The following is a 21649-nucleotide window of genomic DNA, read 5'->3' as shown; positions in this document are numbered from 1 at the left end:
CCACGTTAATATATACATAATAATCTTAATTTTACACTAAAATGTTTCGAAATTGTTACAATCGATAAAAAATATTGTTAACATAAAAAATTCCCTATAGTCAAGGCTATAGGGAATTTATGCCACATTATATATCACTAAAAAAATCACATACTTTTGATCTTATATATTCTTTGAAGAAACTATTCTTTTCAACATGGAGATTAATCATAGTAGATATGGCTTCCATGTATAAGTCATAGGTTTTTGCATCAAGAAAGGTATCTACTAAGACATTTTGAAGAGTTAAGTATGTTGTTTCATCAATTTTTCCTAATTTTATCATTTCAATAAGCTTTAAGTCTAATTCTTCAATTGACTTTTTTATTTCATCTAGATAATCAATATAGCTTATATTGTCTTCATAGGAATTAAGCCTATTTTGTATATTAGTATGAAGAGTATAAATTATTTTAGATAAAATACTAGAGACAGAATTAAAGTTATATATTTTGGCAAGTAAGTTTTTAAGCTTTAACTGAGATATATACATTATATCAAGTGAAGGTACAGTAGAATTAGGTTCACTTATAAATAGTACCTTGCTTGGAAATTCTAAGTCTTCAACATTTAAAGATTTCTCTGTGCTTAATTTAGTAACAAGATTATCAATATCCTTGTGTTCCTCAATATACTCTATAAATACATCATTCATTATACTAAAATAAGGATCAGTTTTTCCTGCTGTTTTAAAGGTACCTGATATAACCTGTCTTAGTTTAGCGTATGTATATGAAGTAATTTCATTATTTATAATTCTATTTATGAAAGAATTATCTACTAAAGAGAGTTCAGTAGATGCTATTGACCTAAAATTTTCTAAATTTATGGTATTACCAGTAGATAAAAGATATATTTCTTTTCTAAGTGAAAGGTTTAGTTCTAAATTATAAAACATACTACTTAAAAGTTTCTCTGTAGAGTAAACAGTGTATTCCTCTTTAAATATATCCATAGCGAGTGGAACAGCAACTTCCATAATATCGACATTTGGAATGTAACTATCTATAGATTTATATAGCATGCCACTAGGGTAGACAACTTCTATTTTACTTGATACTGTTTCAACGGTTTCTATTTTAAGGTTTTCATCCTGTGTTAATGAATCATTTTTGCGAAATAATAAACTAAATATTCCCATGTTAGAGTACCCCTTAAATAAATGTTTTGTATATTATGTCTAATTAAATTTAAAAATAGACTATAATTATAATTATATATGTAATATTGATGGATAACAAGGAGAAAAAATGGCATAAATTGCAAAACTATTGTTGAAGTTAATGAAAATTAAAAGTTATGTTATAATTTTAAATATAATTTATAAATTAAGGAAGTGGTTACAATATGATAATATACATAGAGATATTTTTCATAAGTATACTTGCAGGGATCATAGGTTCACTTTTAGGACTTGGTGGAGGACTTATAATAACACCGGCTTTAACACTTTTATTTGGAGTAGATATTAAATATGCAATTGGGGCAAGTTTAATATCTGTTATTGCAACATCAACAGGGTCCGCTATAGCCTATATAAGGGATAAGATAACTAATATAAGAATAGGTATGTTTCTTGAGGTTGCTACAACTATAGGTGGAATTTTAGGAGCATTATTAACTGGTTTTTTACCTGCGACCGTATTATATGTAGTATTTAGTTTACTATTAATGTATTCAGCTATTAATATGATAAAGAATAAAAATGATAGTGTTCAAAGAGATTTAGTAGAAAATAAGATAGCTAAGAAGTATAGTTTGATGGGTGAGTATTATGATAAATCCTTAAAAAAGAGCATAAAGTACTCTGCAACTAACATATATTCAGGGTTTTCCATAATGTTTGGTGCAGGTATTGCATCAGGACTTTTAGGAATAGGCAGTGGGAGTTTTAAGGTTATAGCTATGGATACATTTATGAAGCTTCCTCTTAAGGTATCATCTGCAACAAGTAATTTTATGATGGGTGTGACAGCAGCAGCAAGTGCTTTTATATATTTTTTTAGAGGAGATATTGATCCTTTAATTGCAGGGCCTGTAGCATTAGGAGTGCTTTTAGGTGCAATGATAGGGGCAAGAGTTATGCAAAGGCTTAGTAGTAAAACACTAAGAAAGATATTTATTCCTATTTTAATATATGTCTCTGTAGAAATGATTTTAAAAGGATTGGGGGCACTATAATAATGAAGGGAAGAAATGCAGAAGAATTAATAGTAAAGCTTTTAAGAGTTGGAGTTATTGTTAGTTCAATCTTAATAACAATTGGATTTATTATGTTATATGTAAAGGGTGATACTGGATATACAAACCTATACCCTAAAACATTTTTGGAAGTTTTTAATGGTGTCATAAATGCTGAGCCATATTTTATAATTTTACTAGGTCTTTTGATATTAATAATAACTCCTGTTTTAAGAGTTTTTATAAGTATTTTTGTGTTTTTGCTAGAAAAGGATTATATATACGTTAAGATAACAAGTTTAGTTTTAATAATTCTCTTATCTAGCTTTTTTGTAGGACTTTATGTAAAATAATATGATAGAAATATATACAAAAGTAACAGGTAGATGTATTTTAGGGGGATAAATTATGTTTGGTTATGAGTTTTTAACAAGAGATAAAAATGGGATACTAGAAATCGAAGGATGCAATTCCTTAGATTTATTAAAGGAATATGGAAGTCCACTTTATGTTATGAATGAAAGTGATATTATTAATAGATGTACTCAAATAAGAGAAAATCATATTGAAAAGCATGGTGGATTTGCAGTATATGCAAGTAAGGCCTTTTCTAATAAAGCAATGTACAGACTTATTAAATCACAGGGACTTGGTATTGATGTTGTCTCAGGAGGAGAAATGTATACTGCAAAATCGGTAGATTTTCCAATGGAAAATGTAGTTTTCCATGGTAACAATAAATCACCACAGGAAATAGAAATGGCAATCGAATATGGAGTCGGAAGGGTAATTATTGATAACTTTTATGATGTTGAAAATGTTATAAGAATATCTAATGAAAAGAAAAAGAAAACAGGAGTTATGGTTAGAGTTGCTCCAGGCGTTGAGGGGGATACTCATGATTTCATTAAAACAGGACATGAAGACTCTAAATTCGGATTTTCCCTTAATGATGGAAGTCTTGAGAAGGCAGTAGAAATGCTTCTTAAGGCTGAGTATGTAAATTTTAGAGGTATACATGCACATGTAGGTTCACAGCTTCTAGAAAATGAAGTTTTTAAGAAGGAAGTTAGCGTTCTAGCTAAGCTATATAGAAAATTAACTGATATGTTCAACATAGAAATTAATGAAATTAATCTAGGTGGAGGATTTGGAATTTTCTATACAGAGTCGGATACTAGACTAGATGTTTCTTATTTCACTGACCTTATGAATAGTGAAGTGGATAGAGAGTTTAAGGAAAATGGCCTTAAAAGACCAATGATTATTATTGAGCCAGGTAGATGGGTAGTTGGAGAAGCTGGGGTTACTCTATATACAGTAGGTGCTATTAAAAACATAGAAGGTGTTAGAAAGTACATTAGTGTAGATGGTGGAATGACTGATAATCCAAGACCACCTCTTTATGGAGCAGAGTACTTAGCTGTGGCAATTGAAAATGCTGATAGAGAAGAGGAGAATGTAACAGTAGCAGGGAAATGCTGTGAGTCAGGTGATATACTAATAAATAAAATTTCACTTCCAGAAAGAAAAAGTGGCGACCATATAGGAATATTAAGTACTGGAGCATATAATTATTCAATGTCTAGCAACTATAACAGATTACCAAAGCCAGCAGTTGTAATGGTTAAAGAAGGCACATCTAGACTTATAGTTAAAAGAGAAACATATGAAGATATAATAAGAAATGATATATAAAGTAATAGGCACCTAAATTAGGTGCCTATTTTTTATGGCCTTTGAGATGGTAATGTAAATCCTGGGGCTTGTTGTGCTGCAGTTGTAACAAATTTAATAGCATAAAGGTCAGCCATAACTTTTGCTCCTGAAGCATCAGTTAAAATTATATAGTTTATTCCAACTTCATTTAATACCCCTGTTCTATCAGTTAAAAGGTTTGTTCCTATTAAGAATTCTACTCTAACTATTCTCCCTATTTGTGTTCTTAAATAGGATTGTATCATGCCCTGATCAAAAGGTGTTGTTGGCTGTCCTTGTGAGGTTGCAGGATTTACTCCAAGTCCGATTAGGGATGAACCTGCATTAGTACCAGCACCCATAGTACCAGTACCCATAGCACCAGTACCCATAGCACCAGCACCTGTACCAGTAGGAATATCTGTGCCAACAGTAGCGCCTAAATCAAGTCTCTCGAAATCAGATTCAATTGAAGAGTCTATGAAGCTATCACCTCTAAATTGATCAAATACATCATCTGATACTATATCATCTGATGAGGAAAAAACTGGTGGGAAATAGTATGAGCTTTCAAAGCTCTCAGTATCGAAAATTTCATCTTGAAAGAAATTGTTATTAATTGACATATATACCTCCTAAAATTAAGTAGTAAAGTATTTAGGTGTTGGGTCATAAAAACAATGTTGAACAATTCTAGTCGCAAATACACCACTTTGGTTTCTAGGGAAATATGTGGCGCATTCAGGACTAAAAGGGTTATAATACCAAAGTGCTGTTCCAGTGCCATAGACCTTATTATTAGCTAAAGCCCAGTCTACAATGTCATAATGTTTTTGGTCTGGAGCCATATTATATATGTTTTGAGGATTTGGAATACCATTTACCGTAGTTAAAGCACAGGTAAATTGATAAGGTTGAAGTAGAACTTTTCTAAGGTCTCCTTGATTAACTCTTAGATATTCACCACCAGAAGCATTTACCCTATTCATTATTACAGAGGCAACTGCTTTCATTCCATTGTCACCTTCTCCATCTGCTTCGCATTTTAGCATTCTTGCGAAAAGCTCCCTGGCGCTTAAGGGCATGTTGTTCACCTCACAAAGATTCATCTCTATAATATATACAAAAAGAATTAAAAATGTTCCAAAAAAATAAAAAGGAGAAAAACTTCTCCCTTAGAATTTAACTTTAAATAATATTTTAATTAGACATAATAGGTAGTTAGGCTTCAAACTTACCCTTTACAACTGCTTTATAATTTTCCACCATTATTTTTCCCCTTGATATTAGGGTGTGGAGGTTGTAATCTTTATCAAGAAGCATTATATCTGCAGAGAATCCTTCTTTGATATGGCCTTTATCAAGAAGTTTTAGTAGTTTTGAAGGATTTGAGGTTAGGGGTATAATTGCCTTATCTATACTCATTCCATCACGAACAAGATCTCTAAAGACCTCAAGGTTAGTTGATGGAAGTCCAATTGTAAGATCTTCTAATTTTCCACTTTCATTGAAAATAGGCATACTTCCTCCAGAGTCGGAGCTCATAGTTATATTTTCTATATTGCATCCTTCATCTAAAAGTGCTCTATAAGAAGTTGTTGGATCAACAACATCATCACCATTTGGCCTTATTCCAGTAGTTATATCAACATATCCTCCTAGTTTACAATAATCAATACATTCTTTAAAAAGCTTTGAGTTTCTATTTATATGGGTTGGAAGTATATTGTAAAGTGGTATCTCAGAGCTTTCTACAAGGTGTTTTAGTGGGTCAATCATTGATCTTCCATCTCCTATGTGTATATGAGTAATTCCACATTTACCTGAAATTAGACCACCAACTCTTGCTTCACTTGCGAGATGGATTAAGTCATAATCAGATGGATGACTACCTCTATGATCAGATATTGCAATTTCTCCAATACCTATAATTTTATCTACAAAGATAATATCACCTCTAGCACTAGAGGTTAGTGTTCTGGTTGGGATTTGATAGGACCCGGTCCAAATATAAGTAGTTATACCTTCTTCATCAAGGGAGTTAGCCTTAGCAAGAAGGTTACCCATACTTCTTGTAGAACCATCAGTACCAAGAAGTCCTACGCATGTAGTGATTCCATTTAGAGTAAGATTACTAAGCGTCATTTCTGGGGTCCTACTAGAAAAACCCCCTTCCCCACCTGCTCCAGCTATATGAACATGTAAGTCAACAATACCAGGAAGTGCGGTGAAATTACTTCCATCAATAGTCTTACAATCTGGAAAATTTTCTGGAATTTTAATATCTTCAGAGATATATAGAATTTTATCATAACAAATTAGAATATCTTTCTTACCAAGTGAAGTAGGGGAATATATATTAATATTCTTAATTAGTAACATCTTTTCACCTCCTAAAAGTTTAAAAAGAAATCCATTAATTTAGTTTCCCCAGGAATTATATTTTAAAACATTATAAATACTATGAAATATGTAGAAAATAATAATAATAAGCATACAAAAAAGTGACTTTTTCAATTATAATAGTTAAGTGAATACTTAAGAGTATATTTTAGGGAGCGAAGAAATGAATATAGTATATTTTGATAATAGTGCTACGACAAAACCACATAAAGAAGTTATAGCTGAAGTAGTAGATTGTTTAGAAAATTTCTATGGTAATCCATCCTCGGCATATAAACTAGGAATTGAAGCAGAGAAAAAAATAAAAATAGCCCGCGAAAGGGTTGCAAAACTTATAGGGGCGGCAGCACAAGAAATTATTTTTACTTCGGGAGGAAGTGAATCTAATAATACTGCTGTTAAAGGATTAGTAAAAAAAGGAGATCATGTTATAATTTCCAGTGTTGAACATAAAAGCATGCTACAAACTGTCCGTGAGATGGAAAGTGAAGGTATAGAAGTTACATTATTACCTATTAATAATTACGGAATCATAGATATAGAAGTTTTAGAGGGTTCAATAAAAGGAAATACAAAACTTGTTTCTGTAATGCATGTAAATAATGAAATAGGTTCTATTCAACCTATAAAAGAAATCTCAAAAGTAGTTAGAGAAAAAAGCAAAAAAGCAAAAATACATGTAGATGCAGTACAATCCCTTGGAAAGATTCCAATAGATGTTAAGAATATGGATATAGATTTAATGTCATTAAGCGCCCATAAAATACATGGACCAAAGGGAGTTGGAGCTTTATACATAAAAAAAGGGTTAGTTATAAAGCCTTTAATCTCAGGTGGAGGTCAAGAAATAGATCAAAGAAGTGGAACTGAAAATGTACCTGGGATATCAGGTTTTGGTGTCGCTGCCTTATTAACCTATGATAAATTTGATGAGAAGTTTGCAAAGGTTAGGGATTTAAAAGAAAGATTTATTAATAGTTTATCAGATATAGATGATATTATTATTAATAGCCCAATAGACGAAAATCATGTAAATAATATTTTAAATGTATCATTTGGAGGAATAAGGGGAGAAGTTCTTCTCCATTCACTTGAGGATTATAATATATTTGTTTCCACAGGCTCAGCTTGTTCAGCAAAAAAAGCATCAGATAGAAACTACGTTCTTCCTGCACTAGGGATTAGTGATTTTTATATAAAAGGGACAATAAGGTTTAGTTTTTCTTATATAAATACTATTGATGAAATAGATTATACTATTGATGCAATTAAAAAGGTTTTACCATTTTTGAGGAGGATAAAATAATGAATAAAATACTACTTGTTAAATTTGCAAGTGAAATAACTTTAAAGGGACTAAATAGAAGAAACTTTGAGGATACACTTATAAAAAACATAAAAAGAAAAATAGGAAAAGAAGTCTCAATGAAAAAGGATTCAGGAAGACTTTTCATTGAAGGTTATAGTGAAGAGCATATTGACTTAATAAGAAAAACATTTGGTATTCTTTCTGTTTCTGTTGCAGATGTTGTTGAAAAGGAAGTTGAATTAATAGGGGAAGCAGCAGTAAGACAATTAAAGGAAATGGAAGGAGTTAAGACATTTAAGGTAGAAACGAAAAGAGGAGATAAGAATTTTCCACTTAACTCCCTTGAGATTTCAAGAAAAATAGGTGGAATAATTCTATCAAATGTAAATGAACTTTCAGTTGATGTACATAAACCAGATATTGTTGTACGCGTTGAAGTTAGAGATAGAGCATATGTATATTCTAAGGAAATTAAAGGTGTTGCAGGTATGCCATACTCATCAGCAGGAAAAGGAGCTCTGCTTCTTTCTGGGGGAATTGATAGTCCAGTTGCAGGCTATATGATGGCAAAGAGAGGACTAGAAATAGTATCTGTATATTTCCATAGCCATCCATATACAAGTGAAAGAGCTAAGGAAAAGGTTGTTGAACTTGCAAGAATACTATCCGAATATACATCAGGTATGAAGCTATATATAGTTCCATTTACAAAAATACAAATGGATATTATTGAAAAGTGCAGACACGATGAACTTACGATTATTATGAGAAGATATATGATGATGATAGCAGAGAGAATTTCTAAAAAAGAAGGAGGAATTGCGCTTGTAACAGGTGAAAGTTTAGGGCAGGTTGCATCACAAACACTTGAGAGTATGTTTGTTACAAACCATGTAGTAGAAATGCCAGTGTTTAGACCACTTGTAGGAATGGATAAAACAGATATTATAGATATTAGCCGTGAAATTGGAACATATGAAACCTCAATTCTTCCATATGAAGATTGTTGTACTATATTTGTTCCAAAGCATCCAAAAACAAAGCCTAGACTTGAAGATATAGAATCTTCAGAGGAAAAGGTTGAGGGAATAGAAGAAATGCTTAACGAAGCAATTGAAAATGCAGAAGTAATTAGACTATAAAGATTATGGCATGAAGGCATATGTTTTCATGCCATTTTTAAGAGAAGGGATGAAAAAATGAAGAAAATAATTAATAGTAATTGTAAGAGATGTCCTGACTTTGAGAAGAAAAACTGTATGGGAGATTTATCAGATTGTTTATGTAGATTTTGCCCGAGAAATATTGGACTATGTATTAGGGTAAGATGGTGTAGAGAAACAGAGTCTCCAATGGACAACCTATGTGAAATAGAGTAGTTACATAAAAATAATAAGCTAGGGATAATAATATCCCTTAGCTTATTATAATAGTTTTAAAACATTATTAATACTGTCTATTGTATACTTAACTTCATCTATTGTATTAAAGTGGCCAAAGCTAAACCTTACAGTTCCGCTAGGAAATGTTCCAAGTGTTTTGTGTGCACTAGGAGCACAGTGTAGGCCAACTCTAGTCATAATACCATATTCTTTATCAAGTAAAAATGCAATTTCCGAGTTATCATAATTCTCAAAGTTTATAGAAACAGTGGATGTTCTACCATCAGTCCCCTTAATACCTGCTATTTTTGCGCTATTTATAGATAAGACATCATTAATAAATAAAGATGAAAGTTCTTTTTCTTTTTCCTCAATAGCACTTAGGCCATAGCTGTTAACATACTTAAGTGACGCGTTAAGACCATATATACCAGGTATATTTAAAGTTCCTGATTCAAATTTATCAGGCATATAATCTGGTTGAGTTTCAGATTCTGATAAGCTTCCAGTTCCACCTTCATAAATAGAGCTAACCTCATTTGCAAAGTCCATATCTATTAGAAAACCACCTATTCCTTGAGGTCCAAGAAGACCTTTATGTCCTGTAAAAGTTAAGGCACTAAGATTGAATTTTTCAAAATCGATTGGAATAACCCCTGCTGTTTGAGCAGAGTCTACAACAAAGTATATATTATGTTTTTTACATATAAGACCAACTTCCTCAAGTGGGAGAATAGTTCCACATACGTTTGATGCATGTGTCATTATAAGCATTTTAGTATTAGGTTTAATCAAAGGTTCAATGTCACTAGGGTTAAGCTTTCCTTCACTATCACACATAACCTTATCAAATTCCACACCTATTTTTTGAAGAGACACAAGTGGCCTTACTACAGCATTGTGTTCCATTGATGAAATAATAACATGATCACCTGGTTTTAAGTATCCCCTTGTTATCATATTTAAGCTTTGAGTTATGTTCGATGTAAATACAGCATTTAAAGGATCATTAAAATTAAACATTTCACATAATAATTCACGTGTTTCATAAACGATTTGACCAGCAGAGTAGGAGCTTTCATAACTTCCACGTCCAACGTTGCTTCCAACATTTAATATGTAATCAGACATAGCCTCTGCAACTCCTGGAGCTTTTGGGAAGGTTGTTGCAGCATTGTCTAAGTAAACTTTTTTCATCGTTATCCTCCTAAGTTAAGTGTTTATATAGTTTATCATAGGTAATTACATTACTTTTTACCATAATGAGTATATAATACATAATATTATATACTCATTATACAAAAATTTATAAAAGTCTTAAATAGGTATCCATAATATCTATAAAGGGGACAAATCGTCCCCTTTATGTTTATATATGAAGTTCATCTGGTTTTAACCTATATATAACATCTTTTCTTTCTACGATAATGTTTACTTTCTTCCTCACATCATCATCATTTAAAACTTTACCTAATAGTTCACGGGTAGCATTGATGCATGTAGGATGCCCAACTAGTTCAAACATTGAAAAGTCACCACTGGTATCGCCATAAGCATAGCTTTTAGAAAGGTCTAAATCATATTTTTCCTTAAGAGAGAATATAGATTTATGTTTATTTATGCTATCCCACATAGGGAGACATTCTCCGGTGTACATATCATCTTTAAGTAGGTATTTGGTACCTCTATAGTCATCAAAACCATGTTTTTTAGACATTTCACGAACAAGTTCCTCAGGACTCCCTGAAATTGTAATTACAATATGTCCCTGTGATTTATGCCACTTAATCATGTCCCTTGTGTATTTATAAACTCTATCTCCCTTTTGATTTACTACCCTTTTTGCAATAAATTCTACATGAGATTTATGTAATCCCTTTATAGCATCTATATAAATATCAGCCATTTTGAGTAGATAATCATCATAGACTCCAAGTCTTCTATCCCATTTTTGGTATTCAGGCCTAACCTCCTTATACCATCTTTCAGATTCTATTATTTCGTACTTGATAAGTTTTTTAAATACCTCTGTAATAAGACCCTCTCTATAAAGAGTCCCATCAATATCAAAAAATGCGGCTATATTGCTCATAGTGATAACCTCCTATAAGTTCTTATTTATATTATATTACAAAAGTTATATTTAAAAGTAATAATATTTTAAAAATTAAGTTTTTTTAACATGGAATAAACCTAGTGAAAAGCCGCCTAAATTTTTAGGCGGCAAAAGTGCTATAAACTAAAGATTAAAAAGTTCACTGTTCCATCCCCAGTTTTCAGAAGCTGCTTCTGTGAATATTATGTAGATATTTTTAGGATCCATTCCAAGATATTTGTTATATATACTACAAATTTTCTTTGTTAATGCTTCTTTTTCTGAGCGGCTCTTACTTCCAATCATCTTGATTTCAATTACAGCTCCATTATCAAGTTCTCGTCCTTGAAAGTAAAGAGTTTCAGCATCTTTGAATCTTATAAAAAGCCATTCCTCACTTTTGCCAGGAAGAATTTCTATAGCTTTTCCTAGTTTAGATTTTAATTTTTCAATTTTTTCACATGTTAATTTACAACTTACACTACTGTCTATATAAGGCATTATATACCCTCCCTACAAAAGTATTTAAACTTAATTATATATACCATTAAATAGAATGTAAATAGGTGGAAGGCTTTATCGTAGTTTAGTGTATACTAATAATATATAATATATACCACACAGAAATTAAAATATATTAGATGTGGTACTTTAAATATAGGTTCTAGTATGGGAAAATAAAATTGTAGAGGTGTTTGTAAATGTTTAATATGAAGTTTAGTGGAAACACACCAATATACCTTCAGCTTGGATATCATATAAAATCTCTAATATTGAAGGGTTTTATAAATCCACATAGTAAGCTTCCTTCAACTAGGGAACTAAGCTCTATTCTTGGTATAAGTAGAAACACAACTATGATGGCATATGAATATCTTGAAGATGAGGGTTTTTTATATACAAAGAAAAATAAAGGTGCCTTTGTTTCCGACATAAAGATAAGTGAAACTAAGGTGCTAAACATAGATTATAGTGATAAGATATCTGAGGATGCAAGGCTTTCAGAGAGTCTTGATATTATAAAAACAGAACCTAAATGGAAAAAAGGTATGATTTCATTTAAAAGCATTTCCCCAGATAATGAATTATTTGATATTGAAGAGTTTAAAAGAGCTTTTCTTTATAGATTATCCGATGAAGGAAGTAAGATTTTAAACTATGGCTATGCAAAGGGATATGATAAGCTGATTAATTACCTTTTAGGGTATATGGAGAAAAAGGGCGCTAATATAGAAGGTAAGGACATTTTAATAACTAATGGATTTACAGAAGGATTTGATATTGTGCTGTCCACTTTAACTTCTAAAGGGGACAAGATACTCTGCGAAAATCCAACACATAATACCGCACTAAAAATTATGAAATTACATGGACTAAATATATGTTCTATAGATATAAATGAAGATGGTATAGATATTAACCTATTAAAAGAGAAACTCGAAGAAGAGAATATAAAAATAGCTTATATGATACCTTCTTATCATAATCCTACGGGAATTGTAATGCCACCTGAAAAAAGAATAGAGGTATATAATATTCTAAGAGAAAATAAAGTTCCATTAATAGAAGATGGTTTTAATGAAGAACTTAGATATTCAGGTTCCCATGTGACACCTATGGTATCTTTATGTGGAGAGGGTAATAGCGTTATTTATATTGGAAGTTTTTCTAAGATTCTATATCCAGGTATGAGAATTGGTTGGATTCTTGCAGATAAAGCATTGATTTCTACATTAGAAAGTGTTAAGAGAAGTAGAAATATACATACCTCTTTTTTAGACCAAGGAATTTTGTATGAATACTTATCAAATGGATACTTTGAAAAATATCTAAAAAGAATTAGAAAAATATATAAGGATAAGTATGAATTTGCTATAGAATGTGCAAAGAAGTATATCCCACATGAAGCGATTCTTGGTCAAGGGGGACTTCATATATACGTCCGTTTAAAAAATGTAAATGCAAGGGAACTTTTAAAGCTTTGTTATGCTGAGGGAGTGTTATTTACTCCAGGTGATATATTTTCAGACAAAAATACAGAGGATAAAAGCTTTAGGTTAGGCTTTTCAAGAACTTCTGATGACGAAATAGAAAAAGGCTTTAAAATTATTGGAAAGTATGTAAAAGTTTTGGAGGGATAATAAATGTTAAAAATCGGAGTGCTTATGGGAGGAATCTCATCAGAGAGAGAAATATCCTTAAGATCAGGAAATGCAGTATGTGAACATTTAGATAAATCTAAATATAATGTTGTGCCTATAGTTTTAGATAGTAAAGATGATGTTATAGAAAAGGTTAAGGGAATAGATTTTGCTTTTTTAGCATTACATGGGAAGTTTGGAGAGGACGGGGTAGTTCAAGGTGTTCTAGAAACTCTTAATATTCCATATTCAGGATGTGGTGTTTTAGCAAGTTCTTTATGTATGGACAAGGATATGACTAAAAAAGTCCTAAGATTTGAAGGAATTAATACAGCGGACTGGACTATGGTTTCATCTGTAGATGATATTAATTATGAAAAGATAAAAGAAATTGGATATCCTGTTTTTGTAAAGCCTAATTCTGGTGGCTCTAGCTTTGCAACAGTTCTTATAAAAGAAGAAAAAGATATAGAATCCGCAGTAGTTGAAGCATTAAAGTATGATACTGAAGTAATGATTGAAAAGTATATAAAGGGGTATGAGATAAGCTGTCCAGTTATAGAAGGAAAGATGTTTCCAATAGTTGCAATAGAACCTTCAGGAGAGTTCTTCGACTTTACTTCAAAGTATACAGATGGTGGAGCTAAAGAATTTGTAGTAGAATTTGAAGAGGACTTACAAGGAAAAATAGAAAAAATGGTTGTTGGAACTTTTAAGGCATTAAAGTGTAATGTATATGCAAGGGTAGACATTATAATTAGTGAAGGTGAGTTGTTTGTTCTAGAAGTAAATACACTTCCAGGTATGACAAGTAATAGCTTATTCCCAAAAAGTGCAGCACATATTGGAATTTCATATAGTGATTTAATTGAGATATTTATAGAAAAATCACTTAATTTAAGAGGAAATATAAACTAATAATTAAAGAGGCTTCGGCCTCTTTTCTTTATTATAAAGTGTTTTCATTGAGAAGTTTAGGTAAGTAACATATAATAGTGTATTAGAGTAAATACTAAGATATTATACTGTGAAAATTATTTTTAAGGAGGGATAGGTATGAATATAGAAAACAAATCACTTGCAGCGGATATATCTTTATTAGTTGTGGCTTTTCTCTGGGGTGGAGGATTTATAGCAACCAAATATGCACTAGAATCTATAACTCCAAATTATATTAACTTTATTAGGTTCCTTATGGCTTTTGTAGCAATAGCACTTATATTTCATAAGAAAATAGGATCAATTGATAAAAGTAGTTTAAAAGCTGGAGCAATTATTGGACTTTTTTTATATGTGGGATTTATACTACAAACAATTGGACTGCAATATACAACAGCAGGAAAACAGGCTTTTTTAACTGGGACTAACGTTGTTATTGTTCCATTTTTATATTGGATTGTAAGAGGAAAAAAACCTGATAGATATAATATATTTGCTGCTATAATTGCAGTCGTTGGAATTGGGTTTTTAAGTCTTAATGAGAACTTCTCAATTAATTTCGGTGATACACTAACTATTATATGTGCATTATTTTTTGCAGGACATATTGTTTCTATCGCATGCTTTGCAACTAAATATGACCCTATAGTGTTGACGATTGTTCAGTTTGGGACAGTTACTATATTATCATTAATTTCATCATTAATGTTTGAACCCGCACCTAAGTTTACATCTACTAGTACACTTGGAATATTATATCTTGGTATATTTAGTACCCTTATATGCTTTGCAATACAAAATGTCGCTCAAAAGTATACATTACCTGATCATGCAGCAATTATTTTATGTTTAGAGTCTGTATTTGGGAGCTTGTTATCTACACTAGTGTTAGGCGAAGAGTTTACATTTAAAATGATTATAGGATCTGCAGCAATATTTTTAGCTATTACTACTGCTGAAACAAAGTGGGGATTTTTGAAGAAAAAGTCATCTAAATTAATTAGAAGCAATTAAATACATATAATTAAGTATAAAAACAAGTGCTAGACTTGATCCTAGCACTTGTTTTCATTTTCTGGCTTTTCAATTTCAATTAAAAGTATACATAATAAAACAATAAAGATTCCTACACATTGAATTAATGAAATTTTTTCATTAAGGAATATAAATGATAGTATTGCTACTGCTGGAATTTCAATTGTAGTAATAATTGAGCTTAAAACAGGTCCAATTAATTTTATAGCTATATATAACAAGAACATTGGAATTATTTGACCAAGTATAGAAACTAGGGCAGAGCTAAAAAACACATGAGGACTAATATCTTTTATATTGAAAAGTATTTTATTATTTATAATTATTAAGGCTATAAAAGTAATTAAACAATTATAAAACAGGATAGTTACAGGTTCTAACTTATACTTAAGAAGCTTATCTCCATATAAATTTAAAAATGCATAGGCAAAAGCAGAAAATATTCCAATACAAAGTCCTAAGCTAGAAAACTTTTTTGCATTAAAAATATCTAAAACAAGAATGCACCCAATTAAGGTACCAAAAACAGATATAATCTTTGTAATTGAAAACCTTTTCTTAAGAACTAATATAGAATATAAGGCTATAATAATAGGGTATGTATAGATCAGCATAGTTGCAATAGATACATCTAGATATTTTAGTGAATACGAGAATGAAACTGTAACTGCTAACATACCAAATGTAGAATGAATAATCACATGTTTTAAACTTTCCTTAGGTAGTATAATAGCCTTCTTACCTTTAAATAAAGATATGTATATCGATAGAACCAAGCTTCCAACTGCATATGCAATAGTAAGTACATCTAATGGATTTACATTATCCAAATACAATGGTTTTTGTATAATACCTGTTGTGCCAAATATTATAGAAGAAATAATTGCGAATAATATACCTTTTAGTTTCATATTTAAAACCTCCCAGAAAATTATAACACAAATTATAAAAAATAAAGGGATATTTATATTTTATAATAATATGTTAAAATATAAATAAAAAAATTCACAAAATTAATTTAAGTAGGTGATTAGTTGATAATATATGCTGTATCTGATTCAATTGGTGAAACTGCTGAACAGGTTGCTAAGGCAACTGCATCACAGTTTGATAATGATGTAAAAATAAAAAGAGCGTCATATATTAATAGTAAAGTTGATGCTATTAATTTTATTAATTCTATAGAAAACAAGGATAAGTGTCTTATTCTTTCTACAATAGTAGTAGAGGAAACTAGAGAATTTCTTGTAAAGCTTGCAATAGAACGTGATATAGAAATAATAAATGTATTAGGTCCTTGTATTAATGCTGTATCTGAGATAATAAATGAAACTCCAATATATAAGCCTGGAGCTGTTAGAAGACTTGATGAAGACTATTTTAGAAAGATAGAGGCTATGGAGTTTGCTTTAAGTTTTGATGATGGAAAAAGTGAAAGAGGTCTTTTAAATGCTGACCTTGTAATAATTGGTGTTTCAAGAACATCAAAAACTCCACTTTCTATTTATATAGCTAATAAGGGGATAAAAGTTGCTAATGTTCCTCTTGTTCCGGAAACTCCAGTTCCTGAGGCATTATTTGAAATAAACAGAAGAAAAATTATAGGACTAACAATAGACCCAAGGGAACTTATGGCTATAAGACATAATAGAATCACTAGAATGGGAACAAGTCTTCACAAAATAGAATATGCAAATGCTGAAAGAATACTTGCAGAACTTGAGTATGCAGAGAAGATAATGAGAAGAATTAGATGTAAGGTTTTTGATGTAACAAGAAAAGCAATAGAAGAAACCGCATCACAGATTTTAGAATATGTAGGTTATAACGAAGATATAAAGTACTAGACTATTCGTCTAGTACTTCTATTTCTAATTTATCAAATTCAATTTCTTCAATAAAGTTATCCTGGGTAAATGATGTCTTTTTATATTTATTATATTCTTTAAGGTTACTATTTAACCAATAAGGCTTTTGAATATCCAGTTCCTTGCAAATAACTTCTATACAGTACTTTAGCTGATCTTGATACTCTAAATCATCATATGCATAATTACTTTCATGCTGAAATATTATCTTATTATTTTTAATAATTTTTCCCCAAAGCCTCATCATGTTTAATTACCTACCTTTAGTTTTTAAAACAGTATATCAAAAGTTTTAAAAAAATAAAATACTACATTGAATAAATTAGGTTAAAAAGATATACTATAAATATTAAATAACCTTATAGGAGGCAAAACAATGGAAATAAAACTGTCACAATTAGCAACAGAAAAGATAAATGAAGTAGTTAAGTCTAATGATGAAACTCCAACGCTTAGAATATATGTTACATCAGTAGGATGTAGTGGAGCAAAATTTGGTCTTGCTTTTGATGATGCAAAGGAAACAGACACTTTAACAGAGGTTAATGGAATAACTTTCATTACAGATACAGAATATGTACCAGAGTATTCAAATGGGCTTGATATAGATTTTACTGAAGGGGAAAATGAAGGATTTGTAATTAAGTCACTTATTCCTATTAAAAAGAGCTGTGGCGGAGGATGTAACTGTAACCACTAAGCCCTTGACAAATATATTATTTTTGATAATATATTTTCGTATAAAAATATATTCACTTTGAGAGGAAAGAGTAGCTGATAATATAAATTTTAGCGAGCTGATTATGGTGGGAGTTCAGTATTGTTTGTTAGTGAAGGGAGTCCTTGAGTGTATACTTTAAGTGGATTCTAATCTATTTAGAATCAAAAAGGGTGGAACCGCGGAAGATAACCTTTCGTCCCTTAGTTGGGATGAAGGGTTTTTTTGTTATTTTAAGAATTAATAGGAGGTTTTAGTATGGCAAATGACGTTACAATGGATAAGATTGTTGCCCTATGTAAGGGTAGAGGGTTCATATTTCCAGGGTCAGAGATATATGGAGGTCTTGCAAACTCATGGGATTATGGTCCACTTGGAATAGAATTTAAAAATAATGTGAAAAAAGCATGGTGGAAGAAATTTATTCAGGAGAATCCACATAATGTAGGAATTGACTGTGCTATACTAATGAATCCACAGGTTTGGGTGGCTTCAGGACATGTAGGTGGTTTTAGCGACCCTTTAATGGACTGTAAGGAATGTAAGTCAAGATTTAGAGCTGATAAAATAATTGAGGATTTCGCATTAGCTAAGGGAGAAGAGCTTGTTGGAGTTGATGGATGGTCTAAGGAAGAAATGGCGAAGTATATTAGTGACAACAATATAGTTTGTCCAGATTGTGGTAAGCATAATTATACTGATATAAGACAATTTAACCTTATGTTTAAAACATTCCAAGGTGTTACTGAGGATGCTAAAAACGAGGTTTACCTAAGACCTGAAACAGCACAGGGTATATTTGTAAACTTTAAATCTGTACAAAGATCAAGTAGAAAGAAGCTACCATTTGGAATTGGTCAAATAGGTAAATCATTTAGAAATGAAATAACACCTGGAAACTTTACATTTAGAACAAGAGAATTCGAGCAAATGGAACTAGAATTCTTCTGTAGACCAGGAGAGGACATAGAGTGGTTTAACTACTGGAAAAACTTCTGCAAAGACTTCTTATTATCACTTGGAATGAAGGAAGATAATATGAGACTTCGTGACCATAGAGAAGAAGAACTTGCACATTATAGTAATGCTACATCAGATATTGAATATAGTTTCCCATTTGGATGGGGAGAGCTTTGGGGTATATCTGATAGAACAGATTATGACCTTAAGAAGCATATGGAGCATTCAGGAGAGGACCTTGTTTACATAGACCAACAAACTAATGAAAAGATTGTTCCTTACTGTATAGAGCCATCTGTTGGGGCTGATAGAGTAGCACTTGCATTTTTAGTTGATTCATATGAAGAAGAAGAAGTTGGAGAGGGAGATACAAGAGTTGTTCTTAAAATGCATCCAGCACTTGCTCCATTTAAAGCTGCAATTCTTCCTCTTTCTAAAAAGCTTTCAGAGGAGGCTACAGAGCTTTTTACAGGTCTTTCTAAGAAGTTTAATGTTGATTTCGATGAAACAGGAAGTATAGGGAAAAGATATAGAAGACAGGATGAAATTGGGACACCTTTCTGTATAACATATGATTTTGATTCAAAGGAAGATAATTGTGTTACTGTAAGAGATAGAGATACAATGGAACAAGTTAGACTACCAATTAATGAAGTAGCTGAATATATTGAATCAAAACTTGAATTTTAAAGGAGTTGTTAAAGAATAAAATGGACGCGTCGAGTATAGTAATTATGGAAAAAGAAGATGGGATACTCTCAAAAGAGGTAGCAAGTTTTAAACTTGAAAAGGGCCTAAATCTTGTATTTAAAGTTTTTATGGAAGATGAAATTCTAAACTTATTTCTTACTATTGATAAAGAGGAAGTAAGTGATGAGGAGTTTGAGCATATTTATGAAGAATATGACTTTAAATATTTTCATGATAAAGGATATGAAATTGAAGAAGTAGATGGATATTACAATCCTATTTGGGTTATAAAAATACCTTTTTCAAATGAACATACTCTTATGGAATCCATAGTTAATGAGGTGCTAGATTACCATATTAATGAGCTTGAAAGAGTATATAATGAATTCTAAAAAAAACTACACTAGAATTATATTCTAGTGTAGTTTTTTTAATGATAACGAATAACTACCTTAAAAAGGTTTTTTGATTCAACATTATAATATCTTACCTTAAGATTTTTATTTATTAAGTCTTTAGCACGAATGTTTTTATTAAAAAATCTTCTTTTACTATCTAAAGAAAGAAGCTTTAGATATAACCACATATTTCTCTTAAGATAAGATTCAGCTGTATCCTTATATTTTTTATATCCAGGGTTAATAATTTCTATACAATTGTCTTTTATATAGACTTCTATACAATTATTAATAGCAAAATAATCTCTATGAAGAACTGAATTGCCAAGTAAGTCTTCAATTATTTCAATAGGTATTTGTTTATTTTTATACTTTTCAATTATGCTACATGATTTATTAAGCATATCTAAAATATTGCCATCACATACCATTGTGCGCTCTTTTGAGGTATTAGTAGTATTATGAATTTGTATTATACTGTATGGAAGATATTTTTGAGGGTTGTCTGAAAAAAGTAATATTCCTCCATATGTAGGAACATAATTTGATGAATCAAGATCTCTAGATACTATTCCAAGACCCTCAAGTATACTATAGTCAATATTGTCTATTACATTAAAGTTTCTTAAGTAGCTTCTAATATGCTCATTATTAAAGTCTGAAAGTGATGCTGAATATATAGGAATTGTTTCATATGGTAGTAGTCCATACTCATGTATCATCGAAGCTATTTCATCTTTTCTCATTATATCAGTAGTGCTTCCACGTCTAATGTAAAAAGCACCATTTTCCCTCATTTGATGAGGTCTTTGATTAGTATTATATATTGTAATCACTGCGACCTTCTTATCCTTATCTACATCAACTATTTCCAGTTTTATAGGAACCGGTGGGTCAATTCTTGATGCTATTATCTGTTGTAACTTTTCCTCTTTAAAGTCCTCAGGATTAATCCCAATAATTTCTCTTCTTTTATCTTCTACACCAAAAATAAGGTATCCTCTTCCTGCTCTTGTATTAGCAATGGCAACTATATCCTTTGAAAACTCTTTTTTATTACTTTCTGTATCTATGGAAAGTTTAAGTTTAAAGTCTACTTTTGAATTCTCACCTTTAGAAACAAGGTAAAGTAGTTTCTGTTTATTCATCATATTCACCTATTTTTAAAATTTTAGCCTATACTATATAATTATACAAAATCACAATAATATTTACCAATAAACTTAAATAAATTAAAATTAATTTTATAAAAGGTTCAAAAGGTTAAATAATGGTTACTTTGATTGTAAATAGGCATAAATTTTGATACAATTATTTGTAAAGATGGTTAGTGAGCATAGAAAATTTATCATAAGCCCACGAAAGAGGTAATGAGAATGTATATAAAGGATAATATCATGGTGTGTGTAACGCAACAAAAAACATGTGAAAGATTAATAAGCAATGGATCAAGACTAAAAGAAAGCTTTGGATCAGAGCTTTATGTTATACACGTTGTAAAAGATGGTGACAATTTCTTGTATGATGATAAAGAACCTGATGCCCTGCAGTATCTTTTTAATATATCAAAGGAAGCAGGAGCAGAGTTAACTGTTCTAAGGTCCGATGATGTTGTAGAAACTTTAAAGACATTTGCTAAAGAAAAGTCAATAGGGCATATAGTTTTAGGTGAACCTCCTAAGACTAGAAAAGCTTGTGTTATTGATGATTTAATAGTGAGTCTACCACAATCAAAATTTCACGTTATACCAGCAAATTAATATATTAGCATATATAAAGAGAGTCTTTGACTC

Annotated in this window: 24 protein-coding genes and 1 other annotated feature; of the genes, 14 read left to right on the top strand and 10 right to left on the bottom strand. The window is 30.9% G+C overall.

Annotated elements, in window-relative coordinates; all coding sequences use genetic code 11:
- Positions 1 to 127: 127 nt before the first annotated feature.
- Complete coding sequence (locus CLCY_RS11475; RefSeq protein WP_048571289.1) at positions 128 to 1180, bottom strand: hypothetical protein; 1053 nt, start codon at positions 1178 to 1180, stop codon at positions 128 to 130.
- Positions 1181 to 1386: 206 nt separating this feature from the next.
- On the opposite strand from CLCY_RS11475, the gene CLCY_RS11470 reads away from it, so the two are divergent.
- Genes CLCY_RS11470 through lysA form a run of 3 tightly spaced genes read left to right on the top strand, consistent with a single transcriptional unit; the run spans position 1387 to position 3918 of the window.
- On the top strand, positions 1387 to 2220 hold the full coding sequence (locus CLCY_RS11470; protein WP_048571288.1) for a sulfite exporter TauE/SafE family protein: 834 nt from the start codon (positions 1387 to 1389) through the stop codon (positions 2218 to 2220).
- Between the two features lie 2 nt (positions 2221 to 2222).
- Positions 2223 to 2573 (top strand): DUF1634 domain-containing protein, encoded by a 351-nt coding sequence (locus CLCY_RS11465; protein WP_048571287.1) that lies wholly within the window; start codon positions 2223 to 2225, stop codon positions 2571 to 2573.
- 55 nt (positions 2574 to 2628) lie between these two features.
- Positions 2629 to 3918 carry a diaminopimelate decarboxylase gene (gene lysA / locus CLCY_RS11460; RefSeq protein WP_048571286.1) on the top strand — a complete coding sequence of 430 codons (1290 nt, stop codon included), beginning with the start codon at positions 2629 to 2631 and terminating at the stop codon, positions 3916 to 3918.
- A gap of 32 nt (positions 3919 to 3950) precedes the next feature.
- Here lysA and CLCY_RS13390 read toward each other — a convergent pair whose 3' ends face one another.
- From CLCY_RS13390 to iadA, 3 genes are all read right to left on the bottom strand, one after another.
- Positions 3951 to 4544: a hypothetical protein gene (locus CLCY_RS13390; RefSeq protein ID WP_053083321.1), complete on the bottom strand. Its 594-nt coding sequence runs from the start codon at positions 4542 to 4544 to the stop codon at positions 3951 to 3953.
- Between the two features lie 15 nt (positions 4545 to 4559).
- Positions 4560 to 5003, bottom strand: coding sequence for a cell wall hydrolase (locus CLCY_RS11450; RefSeq protein WP_048571285.1), 444 nt, complete (start codon positions 5001 to 5003; stop codon positions 4560 to 4562).
- Positions 5004 to 5139: 136 nt separating this feature from the next.
- A complete protein-coding gene (gene iadA / locus CLCY_RS11445) occupies positions 5140 to 6300 on the bottom strand; it encodes a beta-aspartyl-peptidase (RefSeq protein ID WP_048571284.1) in 1161 nt (386 codons plus the stop codon).
- 184 nt (positions 6301 to 6484) lie between these two features.
- Between iadA and CLCY_RS11440 the strand changes: the two genes are divergently transcribed.
- The 3 genes from CLCY_RS11440 to CLCY_RS11430 are packed head-to-tail and all read left to right on the top strand — an operon-like array spanning position 6485 to position 9009.
- Positions 6485 to 7627, top strand: a complete 1143-nt coding sequence (locus CLCY_RS11440) for a cysteine desulfurase family protein (protein WP_048571283.1) — start codon at positions 6485 to 6487, stop codon at positions 7625 to 7627.
- Positions 7627 to 8772, top strand: coding sequence for a tRNA uracil 4-sulfurtransferase ThiI (gene thiI, locus CLCY_RS11435; RefSeq protein WP_048571282.1), 1146 nt, complete (start codon positions 7627 to 7629; stop codon positions 8770 to 8772). The genes CLCY_RS11440 and thiI overlap by 1 nt, the downstream gene beginning before the upstream one ends.
- A gap of 57 nt (positions 8773 to 8829) precedes the next feature.
- Positions 8830 to 9009 carry a hypothetical protein gene (locus CLCY_RS11430; RefSeq protein ID WP_048571281.1) on the top strand — a complete coding sequence of 60 codons (180 nt, stop codon included), beginning with the start codon at positions 8830 to 8832 and terminating at the stop codon, positions 9007 to 9009.
- Between the two features lie 45 nt (positions 9010 to 9054).
- On the opposite strand, the gene CLCY_RS11425 is transcribed toward CLCY_RS11430, so the two are convergent.
- From CLCY_RS11425 to CLCY_RS11415, 3 genes are all read right to left on the bottom strand, one after another.
- Positions 9055 to 10209, bottom strand: a complete 1155-nt coding sequence (locus CLCY_RS11425; protein WP_048571280.1) for an aminotransferase class V-fold PLP-dependent enzyme — start codon at positions 10207 to 10209, stop codon at positions 9055 to 9057.
- A 172-nt stretch (positions 10210 to 10381) separates the two neighbouring features.
- Positions 10382 to 11104 (bottom strand): HAD-IB family hydrolase, encoded by a 723-nt coding sequence (locus CLCY_RS11420; protein WP_048571279.1) that lies wholly within the window; start codon positions 11102 to 11104, stop codon positions 10382 to 10384.
- 147 nt (positions 11105 to 11251) lie between these two features.
- On the bottom strand, positions 11252 to 11608 hold the full coding sequence (locus CLCY_RS11415) for a phenylpyruvate tautomerase MIF-related protein (RefSeq protein ID WP_048571278.1): 357 nt from the start codon (positions 11606 to 11608) through the stop codon (positions 11252 to 11254).
- Between the two features lie 200 nt (positions 11609 to 11808).
- Here CLCY_RS11415 and pdxR point away from each other — a divergent pair, with 200 nt between their 5' ends.
- The 3 genes from pdxR to CLCY_RS11400 all read left to right on the top strand — a co-directional run bounded on the left by pdxR (position 11809) and on the right by CLCY_RS11400 (position 15201).
- A complete protein-coding gene (pdxR, locus tag CLCY_RS11410; protein WP_048571277.1) occupies positions 11809 to 13248 on the top strand; it encodes a MocR-like pyridoxine biosynthesis transcription factor PdxR in 1440 nt (479 codons plus the stop codon).
- A gap of 3 nt (positions 13249 to 13251) precedes the next feature.
- Positions 13252 to 14166, top strand: coding sequence for a D-alanine--D-alanine ligase (locus tag CLCY_RS11405; protein WP_048571276.1), 915 nt, complete (start codon positions 13252 to 13254; stop codon positions 14164 to 14166).
- Between the two features lie 138 nt (positions 14167 to 14304).
- Positions 14305 to 15201, top strand: a complete 897-nt coding sequence (locus tag CLCY_RS11400) for a DMT family transporter (protein ID WP_048571275.1) — start codon at positions 14305 to 14307, stop codon at positions 15199 to 15201.
- A gap of 41 nt (positions 15202 to 15242) precedes the next feature.
- Here CLCY_RS11400 and CLCY_RS11395 read toward each other — a convergent pair whose 3' ends face one another.
- On the bottom strand, positions 15243 to 16133 hold the full coding sequence (locus tag CLCY_RS11395) for a DMT family transporter (RefSeq protein ID WP_048571274.1): 891 nt from the start codon (positions 16131 to 16133) through the stop codon (positions 15243 to 15245).
- A 123-nt stretch (positions 16134 to 16256) separates the two neighbouring features.
- On the opposite strand from CLCY_RS11395, the gene CLCY_RS11390 reads away from it, so the two are divergent.
- Positions 16257 to 17069, top strand: a complete 813-nt coding sequence (locus CLCY_RS11390; protein WP_048571273.1) for a pyruvate, water dikinase regulatory protein — start codon at positions 16257 to 16259, stop codon at positions 17067 to 17069.
- Position 17070: 1 nt separating this feature from the next.
- On the opposite strand, the gene CLCY_RS11385 is transcribed toward CLCY_RS11390, so the two are convergent.
- Positions 17071 to 17337, bottom strand: a complete 267-nt coding sequence (locus CLCY_RS11385) for a hypothetical protein (RefSeq protein ID WP_048571272.1) — start codon at positions 17335 to 17337, stop codon at positions 17071 to 17073.
- Between the two features lie 129 nt (positions 17338 to 17466).
- Here CLCY_RS11385 and CLCY_RS11380 point away from each other — a divergent pair, with 129 nt between their 5' ends.
- The 3 genes from CLCY_RS11380 to CLCY_RS11370 all read left to right on the top strand — a co-directional run bounded on the left by CLCY_RS11380 (position 17467) and on the right by CLCY_RS11370 (position 19850).
- Positions 17467 to 17790 carry an iron-sulfur cluster biosynthesis family protein gene (locus CLCY_RS11380; protein WP_048571271.1) on the top strand — a complete coding sequence of 108 codons (324 nt, stop codon included), beginning with the start codon at positions 17467 to 17469 and terminating at the stop codon, positions 17788 to 17790.
- A 48-nt stretch (positions 17791 to 17838) separates the two neighbouring features.
- Positions 17839 to 18015, top strand: a binding site (T-box leader).
- 51 nt (positions 18016 to 18066) lie between these two features.
- Entirely contained in the window at positions 18067 to 19458 is a 1392-nt protein-coding gene (locus CLCY_RS11375; RefSeq protein WP_048571270.1) for a glycine--tRNA ligase, read from the top strand.
- A gap of 20 nt (positions 19459 to 19478) precedes the next feature.
- Positions 19479 to 19850 (top strand): DUF6762 family protein, encoded by a 372-nt coding sequence (locus CLCY_RS11370; RefSeq protein WP_048571269.1) that lies wholly within the window; start codon positions 19479 to 19481, stop codon positions 19848 to 19850.
- Between the two features lie 38 nt (positions 19851 to 19888).
- Here CLCY_RS11370 and CLCY_RS11365 read toward each other — a convergent pair whose 3' ends face one another.
- Entirely contained in the window at positions 19889 to 21004 is a 1116-nt protein-coding gene (locus CLCY_RS11365) for an AlbA family DNA-binding domain-containing protein (RefSeq protein ID WP_048571268.1), read from the bottom strand.
- Positions 21005 to 21232: 228 nt separating this feature from the next.
- Here CLCY_RS11365 and CLCY_RS11360 point away from each other — a divergent pair, with 228 nt between their 5' ends.
- Positions 21233 to 21616: an adenine nucleotide alpha hydrolase family protein gene (locus CLCY_RS11360; RefSeq protein WP_048571267.1), complete on the top strand. Its 384-nt coding sequence runs from the start codon at positions 21233 to 21235 to the stop codon at positions 21614 to 21616.
- Positions 21617 to 21649 lie beyond the last annotated feature (33 nt).

The sequence above is a fragment of the Clostridium cylindrosporum DSM 605 genome (assembly GCF_001047375.1).
Lineage (GTDB): Bacteria > Bacillota > Clostridia > Clostridiales > Caloramatoraceae > Clostridium_AB > Clostridium_AB cylindrosporum.
This window is presented reverse-complemented; position numbering and strand designations above follow the sequence as displayed.